General features: G+C 45.4%; 1 protein-coding gene. It reads right to left on the bottom strand.

Annotated features, from left to right (window positions below):
* Positions 1 to 12: 12 nt before the first annotated feature.
* Complete coding sequence (locus GO495_RS13585; protein WP_157300251.1) at positions 13 to 19,848, bottom strand: non-ribosomal peptide synthase/polyketide synthase; 19,836 nt, start codon at positions 19,846 to 19,848, stop codon at positions 13 to 15.
* Positions 19,849 to 19,868 lie beyond the last annotated feature (20 nt).

The following is a 19,868-nucleotide window of genomic DNA, read 5'->3' as shown; positions in this document are numbered from 1 at the left end:
TTTTAAAATTTTTTATAATTCAAACACATCATAGGCAGTATCACTTTCTACGGTGTTACCTGCATTCATTACATCTATATATCCGGCCAGTTGGGCGACAGTTTTAAATTCAAACAGCTTACTTACCGAGAGATTTATTGTCAGTGCCTTTTTCAGATAAGCAACGACTCTTACAGCCAGCAGGGAATCTCCTCCCAATTCAAAGAAATCATCGTGAATACCTACCTGTTCTACTTCCAGTAACTCCTGCCAGATATTCACCAGCGTCTGCTCCGTTTCATTACGGGGGGCTGAGAAAGTGCCTTTCAACAACAAGGTATCAGGATCAGGCAATGCTTTACGGTCTATTTTTCCACTGGCTGTAACCGGTAATTTTTCCATCTCTATCAGTAAAGAAGGCACCATGTATTCCGGTAGCTTTTCTTTCAGATAAGCAAGGATAGCTTCTTTATCAAAATCACCCTGCGGTACGATATAGCCTACCAGTCGTTTGTTGTCCGCCCCATCTGCCCTTGCCAATACTACAGCCTCTCCTACCAGTTCACATTCGAGTAACACACTTTCGATCTCTCCCAATTCTACCCTGTAACCGCGGATCTTCACCTGATCATCTATACGTCCTATATATTCAATATTGCCATCGGAAAGCCAGCGGGCAGCATCACCGGTACGATATATCCGGCTACCTGGTTTAAAAGGATGAGGAATGAATTTCTCTTCGGTCAGTCCCGTACGGTTGAGATAACCACGTGCCAGTCCGGGGCCTGCTATGCACATCTCTCCTATTACACCTACCGGACACACACTATTATTACGGTCCAGTATATATACCTGCACATTCGCAATAGGTGTACCTATCACCACGATATTATCTTCCCGTATAGGCTGGTCCGTTAATGTAGTACATACCGTGTTTTCTGTAGGCCCATAAGCATTTATAAGACGGATGCCTTTAGATTGCAGATATCTTCCATCTTCCTTATTCAGTGGTTCCCCTGCTGATACAATTGTTTTTACAGGTCCTAATACATCTTTAATGATATGCTGATAAGAAGGAGGTAATGTTACCAGTTCCACCTGATGTGTATCCATCAATGCAGCGAAACTATCGGCTGATAAAAGGTCCTCTTTGCCGGGGATTACCAGTACACCGCCACTTAACAGTGTATTGAAAATTTCATAACAAGAGGCATCAAACCCAAAGGAGGCAAACTGTAATGATCTTGTACCGGGTTTTAAACGAAGGGCATCACGCTGGCTCAATGCCAGGTTCACAACTCCCCTGTGTTCTATCATTACACCTTTCGGTTTACCTGTAGAACCCGAAGTATAGATTACATATGCCAGGTTATCCGGTGTTACGCGGCTTTCAGGTGAAGTGACAGGGTAATGGCTGATCCTGTCCCAGTCTTCATCTATTACGATAATATCTGCGTTCGTCTCTAATTTCGACATACACGCACTACTGCTGACGATTATATGTGCATCAATGTCCGTAAGCATATAACTGATACGATCGGACGGATATGCGGGATCAACAGGTACATAGGCGCCACCTGCTTTTAAGATACCCAAAATGCTGATGATCATTTCCAGTGAACGTTCTATACAGACAGGTACCAGTGTTTCTTTTCCAACACCTTTATAGCGGAGGTAATGGGCCAGCTGACTGGAACGTTCATCCAGCTCTTTATACGTCAGTTCAAGAGAGTTAAACAGTAAAGCCTTTGCTGATGGCTGTTGTTTTACCTGTATGGCTAACTGATCAGGGATCGTCTTATCTGTTGGATAATCAGTTGCGGAATCATTAAAATTATACAGTAGCTGATGTTGTTCTGCTGCGCTGAGCAATGGCAACGTTCCTATCGGCAATGCAGGTGATTTGAAAATCGCACGTAACAGTTGTTCAAAGTGTGTTGTCATCCGCCGGATCGTTTCTTCCCGGAACAGATCAACACTATACTCCACACATCCTGATAACCCGGCAGATGTTTCTTCAAAAGTAAAGTTCAGGTCTACTTTAGTAGTGGTATAGGCTACCTCTTCATGTGAGAATTGCAGGTTACCCAGTTTGAGACGTGGTACTTCCGGTGCATTCTGTAATACAAAGGCAACCTGGAACAGCGGCGTCCTGCTAACGTCCCTGTCTTTCACTACGGCATCTACTATCTTTTCAAAAGGTACTTCCTGGTGCTCATAAGCTCCCAGCATCGTTTGTTTTACCTGTTGCAATAATGTGGTAAAGGACGGATTATTACTCAGGTCACTCCGCAATGCCAGCGTATTAATGAATAAGCCGATCATTCCTTCCGTTTCCTGCTGCGTTCTGCCGGCAATAGGGCTGCCTACACAAATATCATCCTGACCGCTATACCTGTATAGTAATACCTTGAAGGCTGCCAGCAATGTCATAAACACCGTAGTTCCCTGTTGTTGGGACAAAGCCTGTACTTCATCATATAATCCCTTATCCAGCGAGAACCAGGTCCTGGCACCTTTTGTACTTTGAACAGCAGGCCGTATGTAGTCTGTAGGTAACTGTAACGCAGCTACATCAGATAATTTATCCTTCCAGTAACTCAGTTCTTCTTCCAGTTTTACACCAGATAAATATGCACGCTGCCAGATCGCATAATCAGCATATTGTATGTCCAATACTGGTAACTGAGGAGCCCTGTTCTCTGTGTAGGCAGCATATAACGCTATCAGCTCCCGTACCATAATAACAGTAGACCATCCATCAGAAGCAATATGATGCAGTGTTACTACCAGTACATATTCTTCTTTTCCTAACACAATTAAATGCACCCGCAGCATATGATCTTTATACAGATCAAACGGCTTGCTGATCAGGTCTGCGATACCATCCTGCAAGGCTGCTTTACTTTTTCTGTATTGTACTTTATCAATAATATCCAATTCCCATTTACCTGCGGCATTCACGCGCTGATAAGCCTGTCCGTCTTCCTGTTCAATCACCGTACGCAGTACCTCATGGCGGTTTACGATTGTTTGTATAGCATATGACAGCGCATCTTTATCGAGGATACCTTTCAGTCTTAATACCGTCGGTACATGATAGTGTACACTTCCTTCCATCTGATCTATGAACCATAAACGTTCCTGACTGAATGATAACGGAATATGCGCTGGCCTGGTTCTCCGTATTACTGCCGGCACATCCGTAGCGACGGAATGATGCTGTAGCTGTGCGGACAATTGCGCAATAGTAGGATAATCAAAAACATCGCCGATCGATACTTCTACTGATAACTCTTTACGGATAGCGGAGATCAGGCGGATAGCCAGTAAGGAGTGACCTCCCAATGCAAAGAAATCATCATGTACACTGATCCTGTCTACTTCTAATAATGTGCTCCAGATATGCGACAGCTTCTCTTCTGTGATAGTCCGGGGTGCTGTATAACCGGCCCCTTCATTCACACGTGTTTCAGGATCAGGTAAAGACTTCTTGTCTACTTTACCATTCGCCATCAGTGGGAATTGATCCAGCACTATCAGTAACGAAGGATGCATATGATCCGGTAATGATGCTTTCAGATAAGCCTGTATACCTTCACTGTCAAATTCCCCTGATGGTAAGATGTAACCGATCAGGCGTTTGTTTCCATCTCCATCTGCCTTTGCTACTACCACCGCCTGATGGATAAGAGGACATTTCGATAAGACACTTTCTATTTCGCCCAACTCCACACGGTAACCCCGGATCTTTACCTGGTCATCTATACGACCCAGGAACAGCATGTTCCCATCCGGTAAATATTTCACCTGGTCACCAGTCCGGTATAATATCCCTGCGCCAAATGGATTCGCTACAAACTTCGCGGCGGTTAACCCTTCATTATTCAAATAACCCGCTGCAACACCTGTCCCTCCTATGTACAGTTCTCCGGGAACACCTACAGGGCATAGTTTTCCGGATGGACTCAACACATAGGTGACTGTATTGGAGAACGGCTTTCCGATAGGGACATTCTGCTCATACACTGCATTCTTATCCACTATATGCAGCAGTTTCCCGATAGTCGTTTCTGTAGGTCCATAGTGGTTGACAACCATACAGCCACTGCCCGATGAACGGATAGTATCTATCACTCTTCCATCCAATGCTTCACCTCCGAATATTAATAACTTCTCTGGCAGGAAACAGGATAACGCTTTCCAGTGAGAAGGCACGATCTTCACACAATCTACCGGATGCCTGGACAGATAACGATCGATCTCTTCTGCATCATTGATAGCGGCTTTAGAAAATACATGTAAGGCCCCTCCCGTAGCCAGTGAGGCATAGATCACCGTATTACCAAGGTCGGTAGCAATGCTCGACAACAGGCCGAATGAAGCACATTCTTTTATGGGTAAGGTAGATGACAAACCTGCTACATAATCCGACAGGTTATCATGGGTGACCATCACACCTTTAGGATTACCGGTACTACCGGAAGTATAGATCACATAGACCAGTTGATCCGCTATGTATTTCCGGGGTAACCTGCTGACAGGTTCCATATATATGTCATCCATTGTGATGACCTCTATATTACCCGGTAGTTTATCTGCACAACTGCTTACGACTACCTTCGCACCCGTATCAGACAGCATATAATTAATTCTCTCAGAAGGAAAATCAGGCTCTATAGGGACATAAGCACAACCTGCTTTCAGGATGCCCATTATGCCTGCCAGCATATCCAGCGAACGTTCCATGCATATAGGCACCAGTGTTCCTGCTTCTACACCCTTACGCCGCAGATGATGTGCCAGTTGATTTGCACGTTCTTCCAGTTCCTGGTAACTCAATGAGCCTTCTTCGTATACCACTGCCGTGGCTGTGGGTACACGCAATACCTGGGCTTCAAATAGATCGGTGATCGTTGTTTCCTGCGGAGAAGTAACAGATGTCGCACGCAACAATCCTTCTTTTTCCACAGGTGTCAGCAATTCTATAGCGCCAATTGTTCCTGATTCATGCGTGGTGATTTCTTCCAGCACCTGTCTGAAATGCGCTGCTATCTTCTCTATATACACTTCATCCAGTAAGACACTGTTATAACTGAATAACAGGCTTGTCTCTGCTGAAATAGAAATGATGATCGTCAGCGGATAATTGGTATGAGGGTTCACGTCCACATTCTTTATCTGTAACAGCCATTCCCTTGCTGAAAGCACTTCATTTACCGGGTAATTCTGGAAGGTGATGGAACTGTCGAACAAGTCGCCCTGTACACCAGACCATTGCTGTATATCATTCAATCCTGCATACTGATATTCACGGCTCTCCAGCTGCCCGGTCTGCAATTCCTGCAACCATGCAGTAATACGTTTACCTTCCTCTACTTTTGTATGCAGGGGCAGGGTATTAATATACAGCCCTACTCTCTGTTCTACTCTTTCCAGATCGTCCGGGCGACCAGATACTGTTATACCATATGTAACATCCTGACGGCCCGTATAACGGTAAAGCAAATACGCCCATACGCCTTCCATGAGCGTACTGGTGGTAATGTGGTGACGCTGCGCATAAGCAGAGAGCCTTGAAGTAGCAGTCCTGTCAATTAAAACTGTCTTCTTCCTGTATGCTCCTCCACCTTTTGTTCTGGACACCGCTGTACCGATAAACGGTAACAGGGAACCTTCATTGATCCCTTCCAGGTAGTTCTTCCAATAGGATGCTACCTGTTCTTTATCCCGCCGTTCCTGGTAGCGGATATAGTCTTCAAAACGGTCTTCAGTGATCGCGGCCAGTGGTTTTCCCGTAGCCAGTAATTCATACGTATTCAGTAATCTGTCTACCATTACGGGCAGAGACCAGCCATCCAGCAGGATATGGTGGGAAGTCCACAACATTTTGTAATCATCTTCCTGCAGCCGCACCAGCGTCAGGCGCATTAAAGGCGCTTCACTGAAATCAAATCCATGACGAAGGTCTTCTGCTTTAAATGCAGCGAAGGCATTCGCCTGTTCATCTTCACTCATGCCACGGTAATCCAGTATTGTTACCGGCATCTCAACATTTCTGTATACACACTGTACAGGGATACTAAATTCATCGTAATAAAAACCGGTCCTTAAAATACTGTAGCATCTTAATAACTGCTCCCAGCTTTGAATAAATGTATCTACCTGCAACTGCATCAGTTCACAGACAAACTGCTCTATGTAAGTGCCTCCTTCTCTATCATACAAACCATGGAACAACATGCCTTCCTGCAAGCCGCTCAGGCGGTACAGACCATCTATCTGTGAACGTCTTGGAACACCCCTGAAAGGCGTATCCAGGAAGCCGTCCAGTTCTTCAATACTGATCTCCTGTCCCAGTCCATAATCTGCGGGGGTAAAGAAAGAATCTGATTGTGATGCGCAATGTGAGATCAGTGATTCCAGGTGTGACAAATAAGCTGCGGCCAGTTTTTCCACGCTTGCTGCATCATAATGTTTGCTGCTGTATTTCCATTGTATCACTAGTTCTCCTCCCTGCACCAGGCTGTCTACGGCCAGTTTTTCTTTCACTGTAAGATCAGGCGCAACAGCTGTTCCTGACGATTCAGCGGCGATGCTCAGGTAGCTTTCACGGTTAACAACATTATCTGATTGCCCGAGGTAATTGAATATGATGTCCCAGGGGGTATTATGCTGCAATGCAGGTACTTTGTTGATATATTTCAGTACGCCATAGCCTATTCCCTTATCTGTAACCTTACGTAACTGTTCTTTTACTGACTTTAACAGAGAACCGTCCTGCTTACCTGCTACTTCCAGGAATACCGGGTACAGGTTGGTAAACCAGCCTACGGTCCTGCTGGTGTCTATATTATCGGCGATATCCTCACGGCCATGTCCTTCCAGTCCAATTACAATTCCGGCAGTACCGTTAAATCCGGATAAGGTAAGCGCTAATGCACTTAACAAAACATCATTGATCTCTGTATGATATACACCTGATATTTCCTGTAACAAACGTTGCGTTTGCTTTGCATTCAACCGTACTTCCAGATGCCGCATATCCGATATGGTCACCTTATCACTGAAGGTATGATCTGTTGATAAGGGGGTATAATGCTGTACAACCTGTTCCCAATAAGGCAGCTGCTCCTGCAAACGGCGTGTTTGTCCATAATCTGCCAATGCCTGGTACCACTGACGGTAAGAACTGCTCTTAGGCGTCTGTAGTATATTCCCTTTCAGTAACAATTCAAGGTCTTCCAGCAGAATGCGCCAGGATACACCATCTACGGCCAGGTGATGGATAACGATCAATAACCTGTTATGGGTTTCAGCAGTTGGTGTTAACAACAACACGGCACGCACCAGTATTCCTTTTTCGATATCCAGACTGCCCTGATACCTGTTGCTGCATGCTGCGATCTTATCAGCCAGCAGATCAGGCGGTATTGATTGCAAGTCTTCCACATCCAGTTGTCCTTCATATGTACCATACGACTGTTCCCATGAGCGGATAAATGTAAAACGCAGTGCATCATGATAATTCAGCAGTTGTGTAATGGCGAATGACAATGTATCCTCATCTACCTGTTTATCAATTCCTAATAAAACACTCTGATTAAAATGAGGCACGGTAGCCCCGGCTGTTTCGAAATACCATTGCTGGATAGGTAACAGACCGCTGTTGCCGGTCAGCATGCCCTGCTCTCCGGAAATAGCATCTCTTTTCCGGGAGGATGAAAGTCCTGCGATGGTCTGATAAGTAAACAGGTCTTTGGGTTGCAGCGCAAGACCAAATCGTCTTGCCCGGCTTACTACCTGTATCGTAATGATGGAATCACCACCCAGTTCAAAGAAGTTATCATATATACCTACACGTTGTATACCGAGTAATTCCTGCCAGATATCTGCCAGTATTTTTTCCGTTTCATTACGTGGCGCTGCGTATGTACTGATGAGCAGGGATGTTGCATCAGGGTCCGGCAGCGCTTTACGGTTCACTTTACCACTGCCCGTTAATGGCATTACAGACAGCTCTGTCAGTAATGCAGGCACCATGTATTCAGGTAACCTGTTCTTCAGGTGATTAAGAATTGCATTTTTATCAAAATTACCAACAGGTACAACATATCCGACAAGACGTTTATTGCCATTGGCATCAGCCTTTACCATCACGGCCGCGGCACTCACAAGCGTACATTCCAGTAATGCACTTTCTATTTCTCCCAGCTCCACACGATAACCGCGGATCTTTACCTGATCGTCTGTTCTGCCGAGGTATTCAATATTACCATCCGGTAACCATCTGCAAAGGTCACCGGTCTTGTACATCCTGGCACCACTGAATGGGTCATATACAAATTTCTCAGCCGTCAATGCATCGTTGTTCAGGTATCCCTTTGCCACCTGTGCACCGGCAATATGCAATTCGCCCGGAACACCGGGAGGGAGCAGATGGCCCGACTTATCCAATATATATAATTGTGTATTGGCAACAGGTTTACCGATAGGTACTATTTCTACTGTCTTAATATCGGCTGACAAATGCCAGTAGCTTACTTCAATAGCAGCTTCTGTAGGGCCATACAGGTTATATAATGCCGTATGTGGCAGCTTCTCCCTGCAAGCTATTGCCTGCTGGGGTTTCAGCGCTTCTCCGCTACAAATGATCCTTTTCAGTGTTAGTCCGTCTCCCGCATTAATATTCTCCAGAAAGACGTTCAACATGGATGGAACAAAATGTATCGTGGTAATACCGTATCTCTCTATTGTCTTCTTGAGATAATCAGCATCTTTTTGTCCTTCAGGTAATGCGAATACCAGTCTGGCACCTGTTATCAATGGCCAGAAAAGCTCCCATACGGAAACGTCAAAAGAAAAAGTCGTTTTCTGCAATACAGCATCATCGCTGCCCAGGTGGAAGTATTCCTGTCCCCAGAGCAACCGGTTTATGACGCCTGCATGCGCATTGATCACCCCTTTAGGTTGGCCCGTAGATCCGGAGGTATAGATCACATAGGCAATATCATCCGGAGTAAGAACGGTATTTAAAGCAGTAACAGGATAAGTGCTGATGATATCTGCCTCAGTATCGAGACGAATAATCAATGTGCTTGTTTGCGGTGCACTTTCACTATTACTGATAATTACGCTGGCAGCTGTATCCGCAAGCATATAATTAATACGGTCCTGTGGATATGCAGGATCTACCGGAACATAAGCCCCGCCAGCCTTTAGTATTCCCAGAATACCTATCATCATACCAGGAGAACGTTCTACACATACAGGTACTAACGTTCCTGTTGTTACGCCTTTATTTTGCAGGTAATGTGCCAGCTGATTGGAGCGTTCATCAAGTTGCCTGTATGTTAAAAAGATATCTTCGAATACAACTGCTAGAGCCTCCGGTGTAAGCCTGGCCTGTTTAGTAAAAATATCCACCAGCGTCAACCCTTGCGGGAAGCTAACGGTTGTATCATTAAATTCTTCCAGCAATTGTTCCTTTTCTCTGCTAGTCAGCCATTCAATATCTCTTATTGTTTTCTTTTCAATTATCTGTAGTACTACCTGTTCGAACTGAGCTGCAATTTCTTCTACGTATATGCCAGGCAGTATTGCTGAGTTATAGTTGAAACGGATACTTATTTCTTCTGCTGCTTCTATGATAATATCCAGCGGATAATTGGTTTGTTCATGTACAGATACATTCTCTATCTGCAAACGCCATGATTGTGCATTAATGGCTTTACTTACCGGATAGTTCTCAAATACCAGCAGGCTGTCAAAGAGATCTCCGAAAACACCTGTTGAGCGTTGGATAACATCCAGGCTGCTGTACTGGTATTCGCGGCTCTGCAACTGTCCTGCCTGTATTTCCTGCAGCCATCCTGCTATATCGCTATCGTCCTCTACCCTGGCATACAATGGCAGCGTATTGATGTACAGCCCCACACGTTGTTCAATACCCGGCAGATCTTCCGGTCTTCCGGACACCGTTACACCATAAGTAATGTCCCTGCGACCTGTATAACGGGACAGCAGGTACGCCCATGTTCCCTGCATCAGCGTATTTACCGTAATACGGTGCTGCTGTGCATAATGGGATATACCGGCAGTCACGGCAGCATTTAACATTAAAGCCGTTGTTATATATATACCAGCACCTTTGGTGCGTTCTGCGGAAGATTTAATAAAAGGTAATAAGGTTCCTTCGTCCACTTCTCTCAGATACTGTTGCCAGTAAGTAGCGGCCCTGTCTTTATCACGATGTCCGAGGTAACGGATATAATCCCCGTAGTTGTCTACGGCTGCCGGTTGCAGGGTCTGGCCTGCGGCAAGCGATTCATATGTGTTTAACAGGGTTTCCATCAGCACAGACAACGACCATCCGTCGAACAGGATATGATGGAATGTCCATAACATCCGGTAGCGTTCACCATCCAGTTTCATTAGTGTGATGCGCATTAAAGGCACTTCATTAAAATCAATGCCACGGCGAAGGTCAGCAGCTTCATATTCTTTTATGGCAGTCTGCCGGGCAACTGCATCGAGATCACTATAATCAAGTACGCTCACAGGTAACGTTACATCATGATAGACACACTGCACCGGTACGCTGAATTCATCATAATAAAATCCGCTGCGCAATACGCTGTGAGATTTCAAGAGGTAGTTCCAGCTTTTCTGTAATGCATCCTCCTGTAAATTTATCAGGTCACAACTCAGTTGTTCGATATAAGCGACATTCTGGTTATCATACAGACCATGGAACAGCAAGCCTTCCTGTAAACCGCTCAGCCGATATAATCCTGCCACCTGCGGACGACGTTGTGTATTTCTGAATGGTGCATCCAGGAATTTATCCAGTTCTTCATTACTGATCACTGCTCCCAGCCCAAAATCAGATGGTGTAAAAGAAGCAACTGTTTGAGATATGCAATGTGCGATCAACGCTTCCAGCTGCGTAATATACAGGGCAGTCAATGCCGCAATGGCAGCCGGCTCATAATGTTTACTACTGTATCCCCATTCAAATACCAGTTCTCCGTTTTGTATGATGCTATTCACAGATAACTTTTCCCTTACACGGGCCTGCTTTGAAATGGCTGATCCGGGTAGTTCACCTGCCTTTTTGATAAACCCTGATTCATTTACGAGGTTATCTGACTGGCCAAGATAATTGAACACAATATCCCAGGGATCATTACCCTGTAAAGAAGTTACCCTGTTGATATATTTCAGTACGCCATAACCAATCCCTTTATCGGGTATCTGTCTGAGTTGCTCCTTCACAGATTTCAGCAGATTACCTCTTTCCATACCTGCGTCTGTTCTCAGCAGTACCGGGTACAGGTTGGTAAACCAGCCCACTGTATTGCTGGTATCTGTTCCTTCTATTATATCTTCGCGTCCGTGCCCTTCAAGACCTATTAATATACTGGTATTACCATTCCATTCAGCAATTGCCTGTACAAGGGCCGTTAATAAAACATCATTGATTTCCGTCCGGTATACACGCGGCACCTCCTGTAACAAAAGCTGTGTCTGAGCAGCATTCAGTTTAATTTCCTGTCTGCGTACATCCGACATTGTTATTACCTTATCATCTGATGCTACATAATTTTTTACGATCTCTTCCCAGTAAGGCAGTTGATTAAGCAGACGGGAAAGTTGTCCATACCCCGCCAGTGCCTGGTACCATTGGCGATAAGAGCTGCTCTTGCTGCCCAAATCTTCATTATTCAGTAATCGTTCAAGATCTTCCAGCAGGATACGCCATGATACGCCGTCAATAGCAAGGTGATGGATGGCCAGTAACAGACGGTTATTTTCTTCCTTGTCCGGTGTTAACAAAAGAGTGGCATGTACCAGTTTCCCTTTTGTAATATCCAGTTTCAGATGACAGGCATCGCCATATTCCTTGATTTTATCAGCAGGCGCTTCTATCACTTCCAGTTCTCCTTCATTTATACCATAGATCTGTTCCCAGGACTGACCATGCTGATGATATACAAAACGTAATGCATCATGGTGATTGATCAACCGGGTAATGGCGGCAGATAATGCTGCTGCATCCACCCGTTTATCTATTTCCAGTAAAGCGCCCTGGTTAAAGTGGGATACCGCTTCATTTGCATCTTCGAAATACCATTGCTGAATGGGTAACAGGCCACAGCTTCCTGCCAGCCTGCCTTGTTCTCCGGCGATGGTCTGGTGTTGTTGTGCTGACAATAAAGCGGAAAGCCCGCCGATCGTCTGATGCAGGAACAGGTCACGCGGATGCAGTTCATAACCCGCCCGTTTAGCGCGACTGACAACCTGTATAGTGATAATTGAATCACCACCGAGTTCAAAGAAATTATCGTGTACACCTACCCGTTCTATTCCCAGCAGTTCTTTCCAGATAGCGGCCAGCACCTCTTCCGTTTCATTCCGCGGCGCGATGTATTCATTCGTTAGCATTGCACTGGCATCGGGATCAGGCAGCGATTTTTTATCCACTTTACCATTAGACGTTAATGGTAATTTGTCAAGTTCCACCAATAATGCCGGCACCATATAGTCGGGCAATTTATCCTTCAGATAAGCCAGTATCGCAGTCTTATCATATATACCATTGGGTACTACATATCCTACCAGGCGTTTGGTGCCTTTCTCATCTGCTTTCGCGAGTACCACCGCCTGGTTAATGTGTTCACATTTCGTCATTACACTTTCTATCTCTCCCAGCTCAATACGGAAACCACGGATCTTTACCTGATCATCTATACGGCCCAGGTATTCAATGGTACCATCAGGCAGCCAACGGCCAAGGTCACCTGTTTTGTACATTCTGCCTTCATCAAAAGGATTAGGTACAAATCTTTCTGCTGATAAATCAGGGCGGTTAAGATATCCTCTTGCCAGTCCCGCACCACCTACATGTAATTCTCCTGCCACTCCTGCCGGAGATAAAGATCCATAGGGATCGAGTATATATAAACTCAGTGTAGGTATTGATTTACCTATCACACTTCTGCTATCAGCATGCTGTTGTGCTATCTCCTGATAAGTTACATGTACAGTTGTTTCTGTAATACCGTACATGTTGATCAATCTGCAATCTTCGTATGATTGCAGCCAGGGCTGTACTTTACCTGGGTTTAATGCTTCACCTCCAAAGATGACATAGCGTACCGGTACTTCTTTTGTTCTTTCCACCAGGTAATCCTGTAACACATAGAAGGCAGACGGCGTCTGGTTCAGTACAGTTACTCCTTCCGACAACAGCAGTTCACCAAAGGCCGTTGCATCCTGTGCAATATGTTTTGGTACGATTACCAGCAATCCACCATAAAACAACGCGCCATACATTTCCCATACAGAAAAGTCGAAGCAGAAGGAATGGAACATTGTCCACACATCCTTTTCATTGAAATCATACAACGGAGTATCTGTTTCAAAAAGTCTTACCACATTTCTGTGTTCGATCAGTACTCCTTTAGGCTTGCCGGTAGATCCGGAAGTATAGATTACATAAGCAAGGTGGGATGGATCAAGTGCTGTTTCCGGCAATGTTGTCTGATACCAGCTAAGTATCTGCTGATCTTCATCCAATGCTATAATGGTAACATTTTCCCGGTTGGTCTTCAGCTTTGACCGGCAGGCGCTGCTACTTACAATGACATCAGCAGCAGTATCTTCCAGCATAAAGCTGATGCGTTCTGCCGGATATTCCGGATCGATGGGTACATAGGCTCCTCCGGCCTTTAATATGCCGAGGATACCAATAATCATGTCCAGAGATCTTTCAATACAGATAGGGACCAGCGTATCTTCTTTTACACCTTTACTTCTCAGATAATGTCCCAACTGGCTGGAACGTTCGTCCAGCATTTTATAAGTGAAAGAGATATCCCCGAGTACAACTGCTATTGCATCAGGCGTACGTGCTGCCTGTGTCGTAAACAGGTCTACAATGGTTTTATCTGTAGGGTAACCTACGGTGGCAGCGTTGAAGACAGTCAGTAACTGGTTGTGTTCATCCTGTGAAAGCATAGGCAATATACCTATCCTGCTTTCGGGCGATAACACAACATTACGAAGCAACTGCTCAAAATGGGACCATAAACGGATGATCGTTCGTTCTTCAAACAGGTCCTTACAATACTCCACGTTTACATCCAGTCCATTCGCACTTTCCAACAGGGAAAAGCTCATATCAAACTGGGCGGTGGTATGTGTTATTTTTTCTTCTGACAGGGTAACATCGCCGAGGTCAAAGGCTGGTATGTCTGGTGTATTCTGTAATCCGAACACTACCTGGAACAGGGGGCTACGACTAAGGTCCCTGCTGGTCGCCACTTCATCTACAATTTTCTCAAAGGGCACTTCCTGGTGTTCATAGGCGCCTAATGTGGTTTCCTTTACCTGTTGCAGTAAGGTGGTAAATGAAGGATTATTACCCAGGTTGCTGCGTAAAGCCAGTGTATTTACAAAAAATCCGATCAGTCCTTCTACTTCCTGCTGCATTCTTCCTGCAATAGGCGTACCCACACAAATGTCTTCCTGACCACTATAGCGGTGTAATAATACTTTGAAAGCGGTCAGTAATGTCATGAACATCGTAACACCTTCCTGCCGGCTGAGCTGCCTTACCTGCTCTGTTAATATTTTATCAACATGGAAAGATACAAGGTTACCACGTCTGCTCTGAACAGCCGGCCGCACATGATCTGTGGGCAGGTTTAAGGGTATTACTCCCTGTAATTTATTCTTCCAGTATTGTAGTTTTTCTTTTAATACGTCTGGTGTTAAATATGCACGTTGCCACACCGCATAATCTGCATATTGTATCTCAGGAACCGGTAGCTCTAGCTGACCTGCTTTGTACAATTCTACCAGTTCTTTTACTACGATGGACACTGACCAGCCGTCGGAAGCAATATGATGCATAACAACAACCAGTATATTTTCATCCGCAGCAACTTCCAGCAGATGTGCGCGTAACATATGATCTTTGGACAGATCAAAAGGAGTATTGATGAGCGAAAGTATATCTGCTGTGGTTTCTTTATGCAGATGCCACTTGTCTTTTTCCTGTACTAACTGATAAGCCGCTCCGTTTTTCTCCCGGATAACAGTGCGCAGCACTTCATGACGATTAACGATTTGCCGCAAAGCATTTTCCAGCGCATAAATATTCAATGCACCTTTTATCCTCAATGCCAGGGGCATATGATAGGCCAGTGTACCTTCCAGTTCATCGATGAACCAAAGACGTTCCTGGCTGAACGACAGCGGAATATATTCAGGTCGCAGACCTGTAACGACCGGCGGCAATACATTGTTTTTCCCTTGCTGGTCCAGATATGCAGACAGTAATGCAATTGTAGGATAGATAAAGAAATCCCTGACGGTCAGTTCCGCATTCATTGTTTTACGGATAGCTGATACTACACGGGTAGCCAGTAAGGAATGTCCTCCTGATTCAAAAAAGTTATCGCGCACACCTACCCCTTCCACTCCCAGCAATTCCTGCCAGATGATGGCCACCTGCCGTTCGGTAGTTGTTACCGGTGCCTGGTAATTAATCCTGCTCTTACGCAGCATATCATCCCGTTCACTTAAAAACTTACGGTCGGTTTTACCATTTGCGGTTAACGGCAGGTACTGCAGGGCAACAAAGTCTGCCGGTATCATATATTCAGGCAGGCGTTCGGATAAAGCCTGTCGGATATCTTTCTGCAATAGTGCGCAGATATCAGGGAATAAGGGAATACTGGTTTTAACGGTGCCCGTAAAATTACCATACACCTGTTCTACAAACCCATTAAACGGCGTACGTTCGAGCAGAAGATTGATCTTTAACGGGTCTTCATCCAGCAGCAGACGGTAGTGATAACCTTTTGCGATGGCAACAGCAAGTATATCATTTACAAAGGCTGTATTTTCATCAGGAGTACTGATATAAGCAGCGATGTCGCGTACATTATTGACAGACTTGCTGCGTAGTGCCTGATCGAGTAATCTTTCCTTCCATAACCTTGGATTCGGCACATCTTTTAAGGCAATGGTATCGTGGCCTTCCACTAATTGCAGCAGGATACCGCTTTTATCTTCCAGCAGCTCCCATGGCTGCCAGTCGGGTTGCAGCAGTTTTTTCTGTTTCCCTACATGGATCACTACGGTATACCGGTATAAAGTGAGTTCATTGCTGTAATCACCCTGTTTCCATTGTATATCTATATGTGTGATATCAGGGCAAAGCGATGCCAGCTGATAAAAGTATGCGGGGGAGAAACAAAGTTCTTCTTCTTTCAGGACCTCTTGTTCAACCTGCCATGTGAATTCCTTAATCCCTGTTCTGTCCTGCAATTTATTCAGTTGCAGACGGCGTTTGAAAGAAGGTAACAGGCGCAGGTCCCTCACGTCTCCGATAATGATCTGTCCCTCCCCTTTCAGTAACGGGATGCACTTTAACAATACATCTGTCATGTATTGTTCTCCCGGAAAATATTGCACGATGGAATTCAGTACAATGGTATCTATCACTTCATCTTCGCTGAGTGTTACTTCATGTGCAGCACATAATTTCAGGATGGTATCCGGGTAATTACGTTCTGCTTTGTCTATACGACGCCGCATCTGAGCCATTGACACACGGGAGAAATCCGTACCGGTATATTTTTGTATATGCCCCACCAGCTGATAATAGATCAATCCTGTACCACTTCCGATCTCCAATACATTTTTGGGTGATACGGATAATATGACGCGGGTAATATCATCCAGCCATTTGCCCATCAGTTCTGCCGGAATGGCTTCACCAGTGAAACTATCGTTCCAGCCTGTAATATTGAATTCTTCGTCCAGGTCGGTGATTTCGTCGGCTTTACTGTAGGCTGTTTCGTACAACTCTTTCCAGGTTTCCACCTGTTGCAGGTAAAGGACCGCTTCTTTTGTACGTATCGCTTTCTGGTCGGGCACGTAATAGCTGACCAGTCTTTTTTCTGTGGACGCCAATTGTTTCACCACTACGGCACTCGCAGCCACTTCGTCCAGGTTATTCAGGGTACGTTCTATCTCTCCCGGTTCAATACGGAAACCACGGATCTTTACCTGGTCATCTATACGGCCCAGGTATTCCACATTACCATCGGGTAACCAGCGGGCTTTGTCGCCTGTCCTGTATAGCTTAGCCCCTGGTGAGTAAGGATCGGGGATAAACTTCTCTGCCGTCAGTTCCGGCTGGTTCAGGTAACCACGGGACACTCCCGCCCCGCCCACATACAATTCTCCCGCAATACCCACTGGTACCGGTTGCAGCAGCGCATCCAGCACATAAGCGCTGCGATTGCCCAGCGGACGTCCGATCGGGATGGTCTTGCCAATATCGCTGATGGGGTAAGTAAGGGAGAAAGTAGTGTTCTCAGTAGGTCCGTAGCCATTGATAACAGTGATCCCCGGCCATGTTTTCCGGAATTTCCGGATATGGTCCTCAGATAACTTTTCACCGCCTGCCATCACAGCAGACAGTCCTTCAAATATTTTTATATCATCATCTACCAGTTGGTTGAACCAGCTGGCAGTAAACCACATTTTAGTGATGTTCCTGTTATGTATTTCCTGTTTGAGTAAGGCATTGTCCAGTAGATTATTCTGGGGACAAAGCACCAGTTGCCCGCCGTTCAGCAGCATGCCCCAGTATTCAATGGTAGTCGCATCAAAAGAAGGAGACCCGGTAGACAATAATACATCGTCCTTACCCAAAGGAACGAAGTTCCCGCCTGTAGCCAGGCTCACAACATTCCGGTGGGTCACCATCGTACCTTTGGGCCTTCCTGTTGATCCGGAAGTATAAATCACATAGGCCATTGCATCCGGAGTAACCCTGCTTTTAACAGCGGTAGCAGGCATTGCGGCCAGCGGCTCCTGGTCCATCAGTACCAGTGCAATATCACTGTTCAGTGATGATACATGTTCGCTGACAGTGATCGCCAGTGTACAGCCGGTATCTGCCAGCATATAGGCGATACGGTCTTTCGGGTATTCTGTATCTATGGGCACATATACACCTCCGGCCTTCAGAATACCAAGGATGGCGATGATCAGCTCCGGAGAGCGGTCCAGGAACAGGGGTACGAAGTTTTCTTCTTTTACGCCCTTATTTTTGAGGTAATGGGCCAACCTGTTAGATTGTTCATCCAATGTCTTATAAGTGAGCTGTTGCGCCCCAAATGACAACGCAATGGCATCCGGGGTACGTCTTGCCTGCTCTTCAAACAATAAGGTGATCGTTTTATCTGCCGGATAGGGAACAGCATTATCGTTAAATGTCCTTAACAGCAGCGTTTCTTCTTCCCTGCTCAGTATATTTAATTCGCATATAGGTTTTGCCGGTGATTTTACCACATCCTCCAGTAAGCGAAGGAAGTGGCCGGTCATACGCTGCATCGCAGCCTCTCCAAACACGTCTACACTGTATTCCAGTTCCACTTTTATCCCGTCTGCATTTTCTTCGAGTGACCAGAACTGATCGAACAGGCTGGTGATATGTTTCACCGGCTCACGTACGATCGTTGCTTCTCCAAGCCGCCAGGCAGGCATCTCAGGAGTATTCTGCAATACGAATATCACCTGGAAGAGCGGGTTCTTGCTGATATCACGTTCCCCTTCCATCATCTCCACAACTTTTTCAAAAGGGGCCTCCTGGTATTCGTACGCATCGAACATGGTATTCTTTACCTGTTGCAGGAACGTCGTAAAAGAAGGGTTGCCGCTCAGGTCACTGCGCAGCGCCAGTGTATTGACAAAGAACCCGATCAGTTTTTCAATTTCTGTCTGCATCCTGCCGGCAATAGCGCCTCCCACACAGATATCATCTGTGCCACTGTAACGGTGTAGTAACACCTTGAATGCTGCCAGTAATGTGATATATAAGGTAACGTCCTGCTGATGCGACAATGACCGTAACCGCTCTGTCAGTTCTTTATTAATAGTAAATGTGATCATGGCCCCCCGCGTGCTTTTCACCAGCGGGCGTTCCACATCAGAAGGCAGTTCCAGTAATGTGGTGCCCTGCAATTTCTTCTTCCAGTAGGCCAGCTTTTTTTCCAGCACAGCGCCACTCAGATATTTCCGCTGCCAGCGGGCATAATCAGCGTACTGTACTTCCAGCGGGGCCAGTGTATCTGTAGATTGCCTGTTGTATATTTCCACCAGCTCATTTAACAATATGGACAATGACCATCCATCTGCGGCTATATGATGAATGACGATGACCAGCATATGTTCATCATCAGCAAGTCTGATCAGGTGAGCACGGATCATATGATCCTGTGAGAGATCGAAAGGGATGTTAAATAATGTAGTGATATAAGTATGCAGATCATTTTTATGCTTTTCAAAGTTGGTAGCACCTATCTGCCATTTATCCGGTTCCTGCACATACTGGTATGCCAGGCCATCTTCTTGTGATATAACAGTACGCAGTATTTCATGTCGGTTTACAATTGTACGGAAAGTACGTTCCAGTGCAGGGATATCCAGTGCTCCTGTAAGTCTGAAGGCTCCCCGCATATGGTACTGTACACTCCCCTGTAACTGATCAATGAACCATAGCCGTTCCTGGCTGAAGGATAAGGGGATACGTTCATTACCATTGCGGTCTGCAGCGGTTATTTTATCAGTAAATATTATTTCCTGTTCCTGAGGTTTATATTTTTTAAAATATTCGATGAGATGGGTCTTGTTCTCTTTTAACCGGGTCAAAAACAATTCATCAATCTCCCTGTCTTCGTGTATATCCAAAAGCAGTTCATTATCGTCAAAAGATATGGTGACACCACTTTCATTGGCCTGTTGTAATAATACTACAACATCACTAAGATTAAAACCAGACATGTTCAAAGATTTAAGTATAA

This window comes from Chitinophaga oryziterrae (assembly GCF_009758125.1).
Taxonomy (GTDB): Bacteria; Bacteroidota; Bacteroidia; order Chitinophagales; family Chitinophagaceae; genus Chitinophaga; species Chitinophaga oryziterrae.
This window is presented reverse-complemented; position numbering and strand designations above follow the sequence as displayed.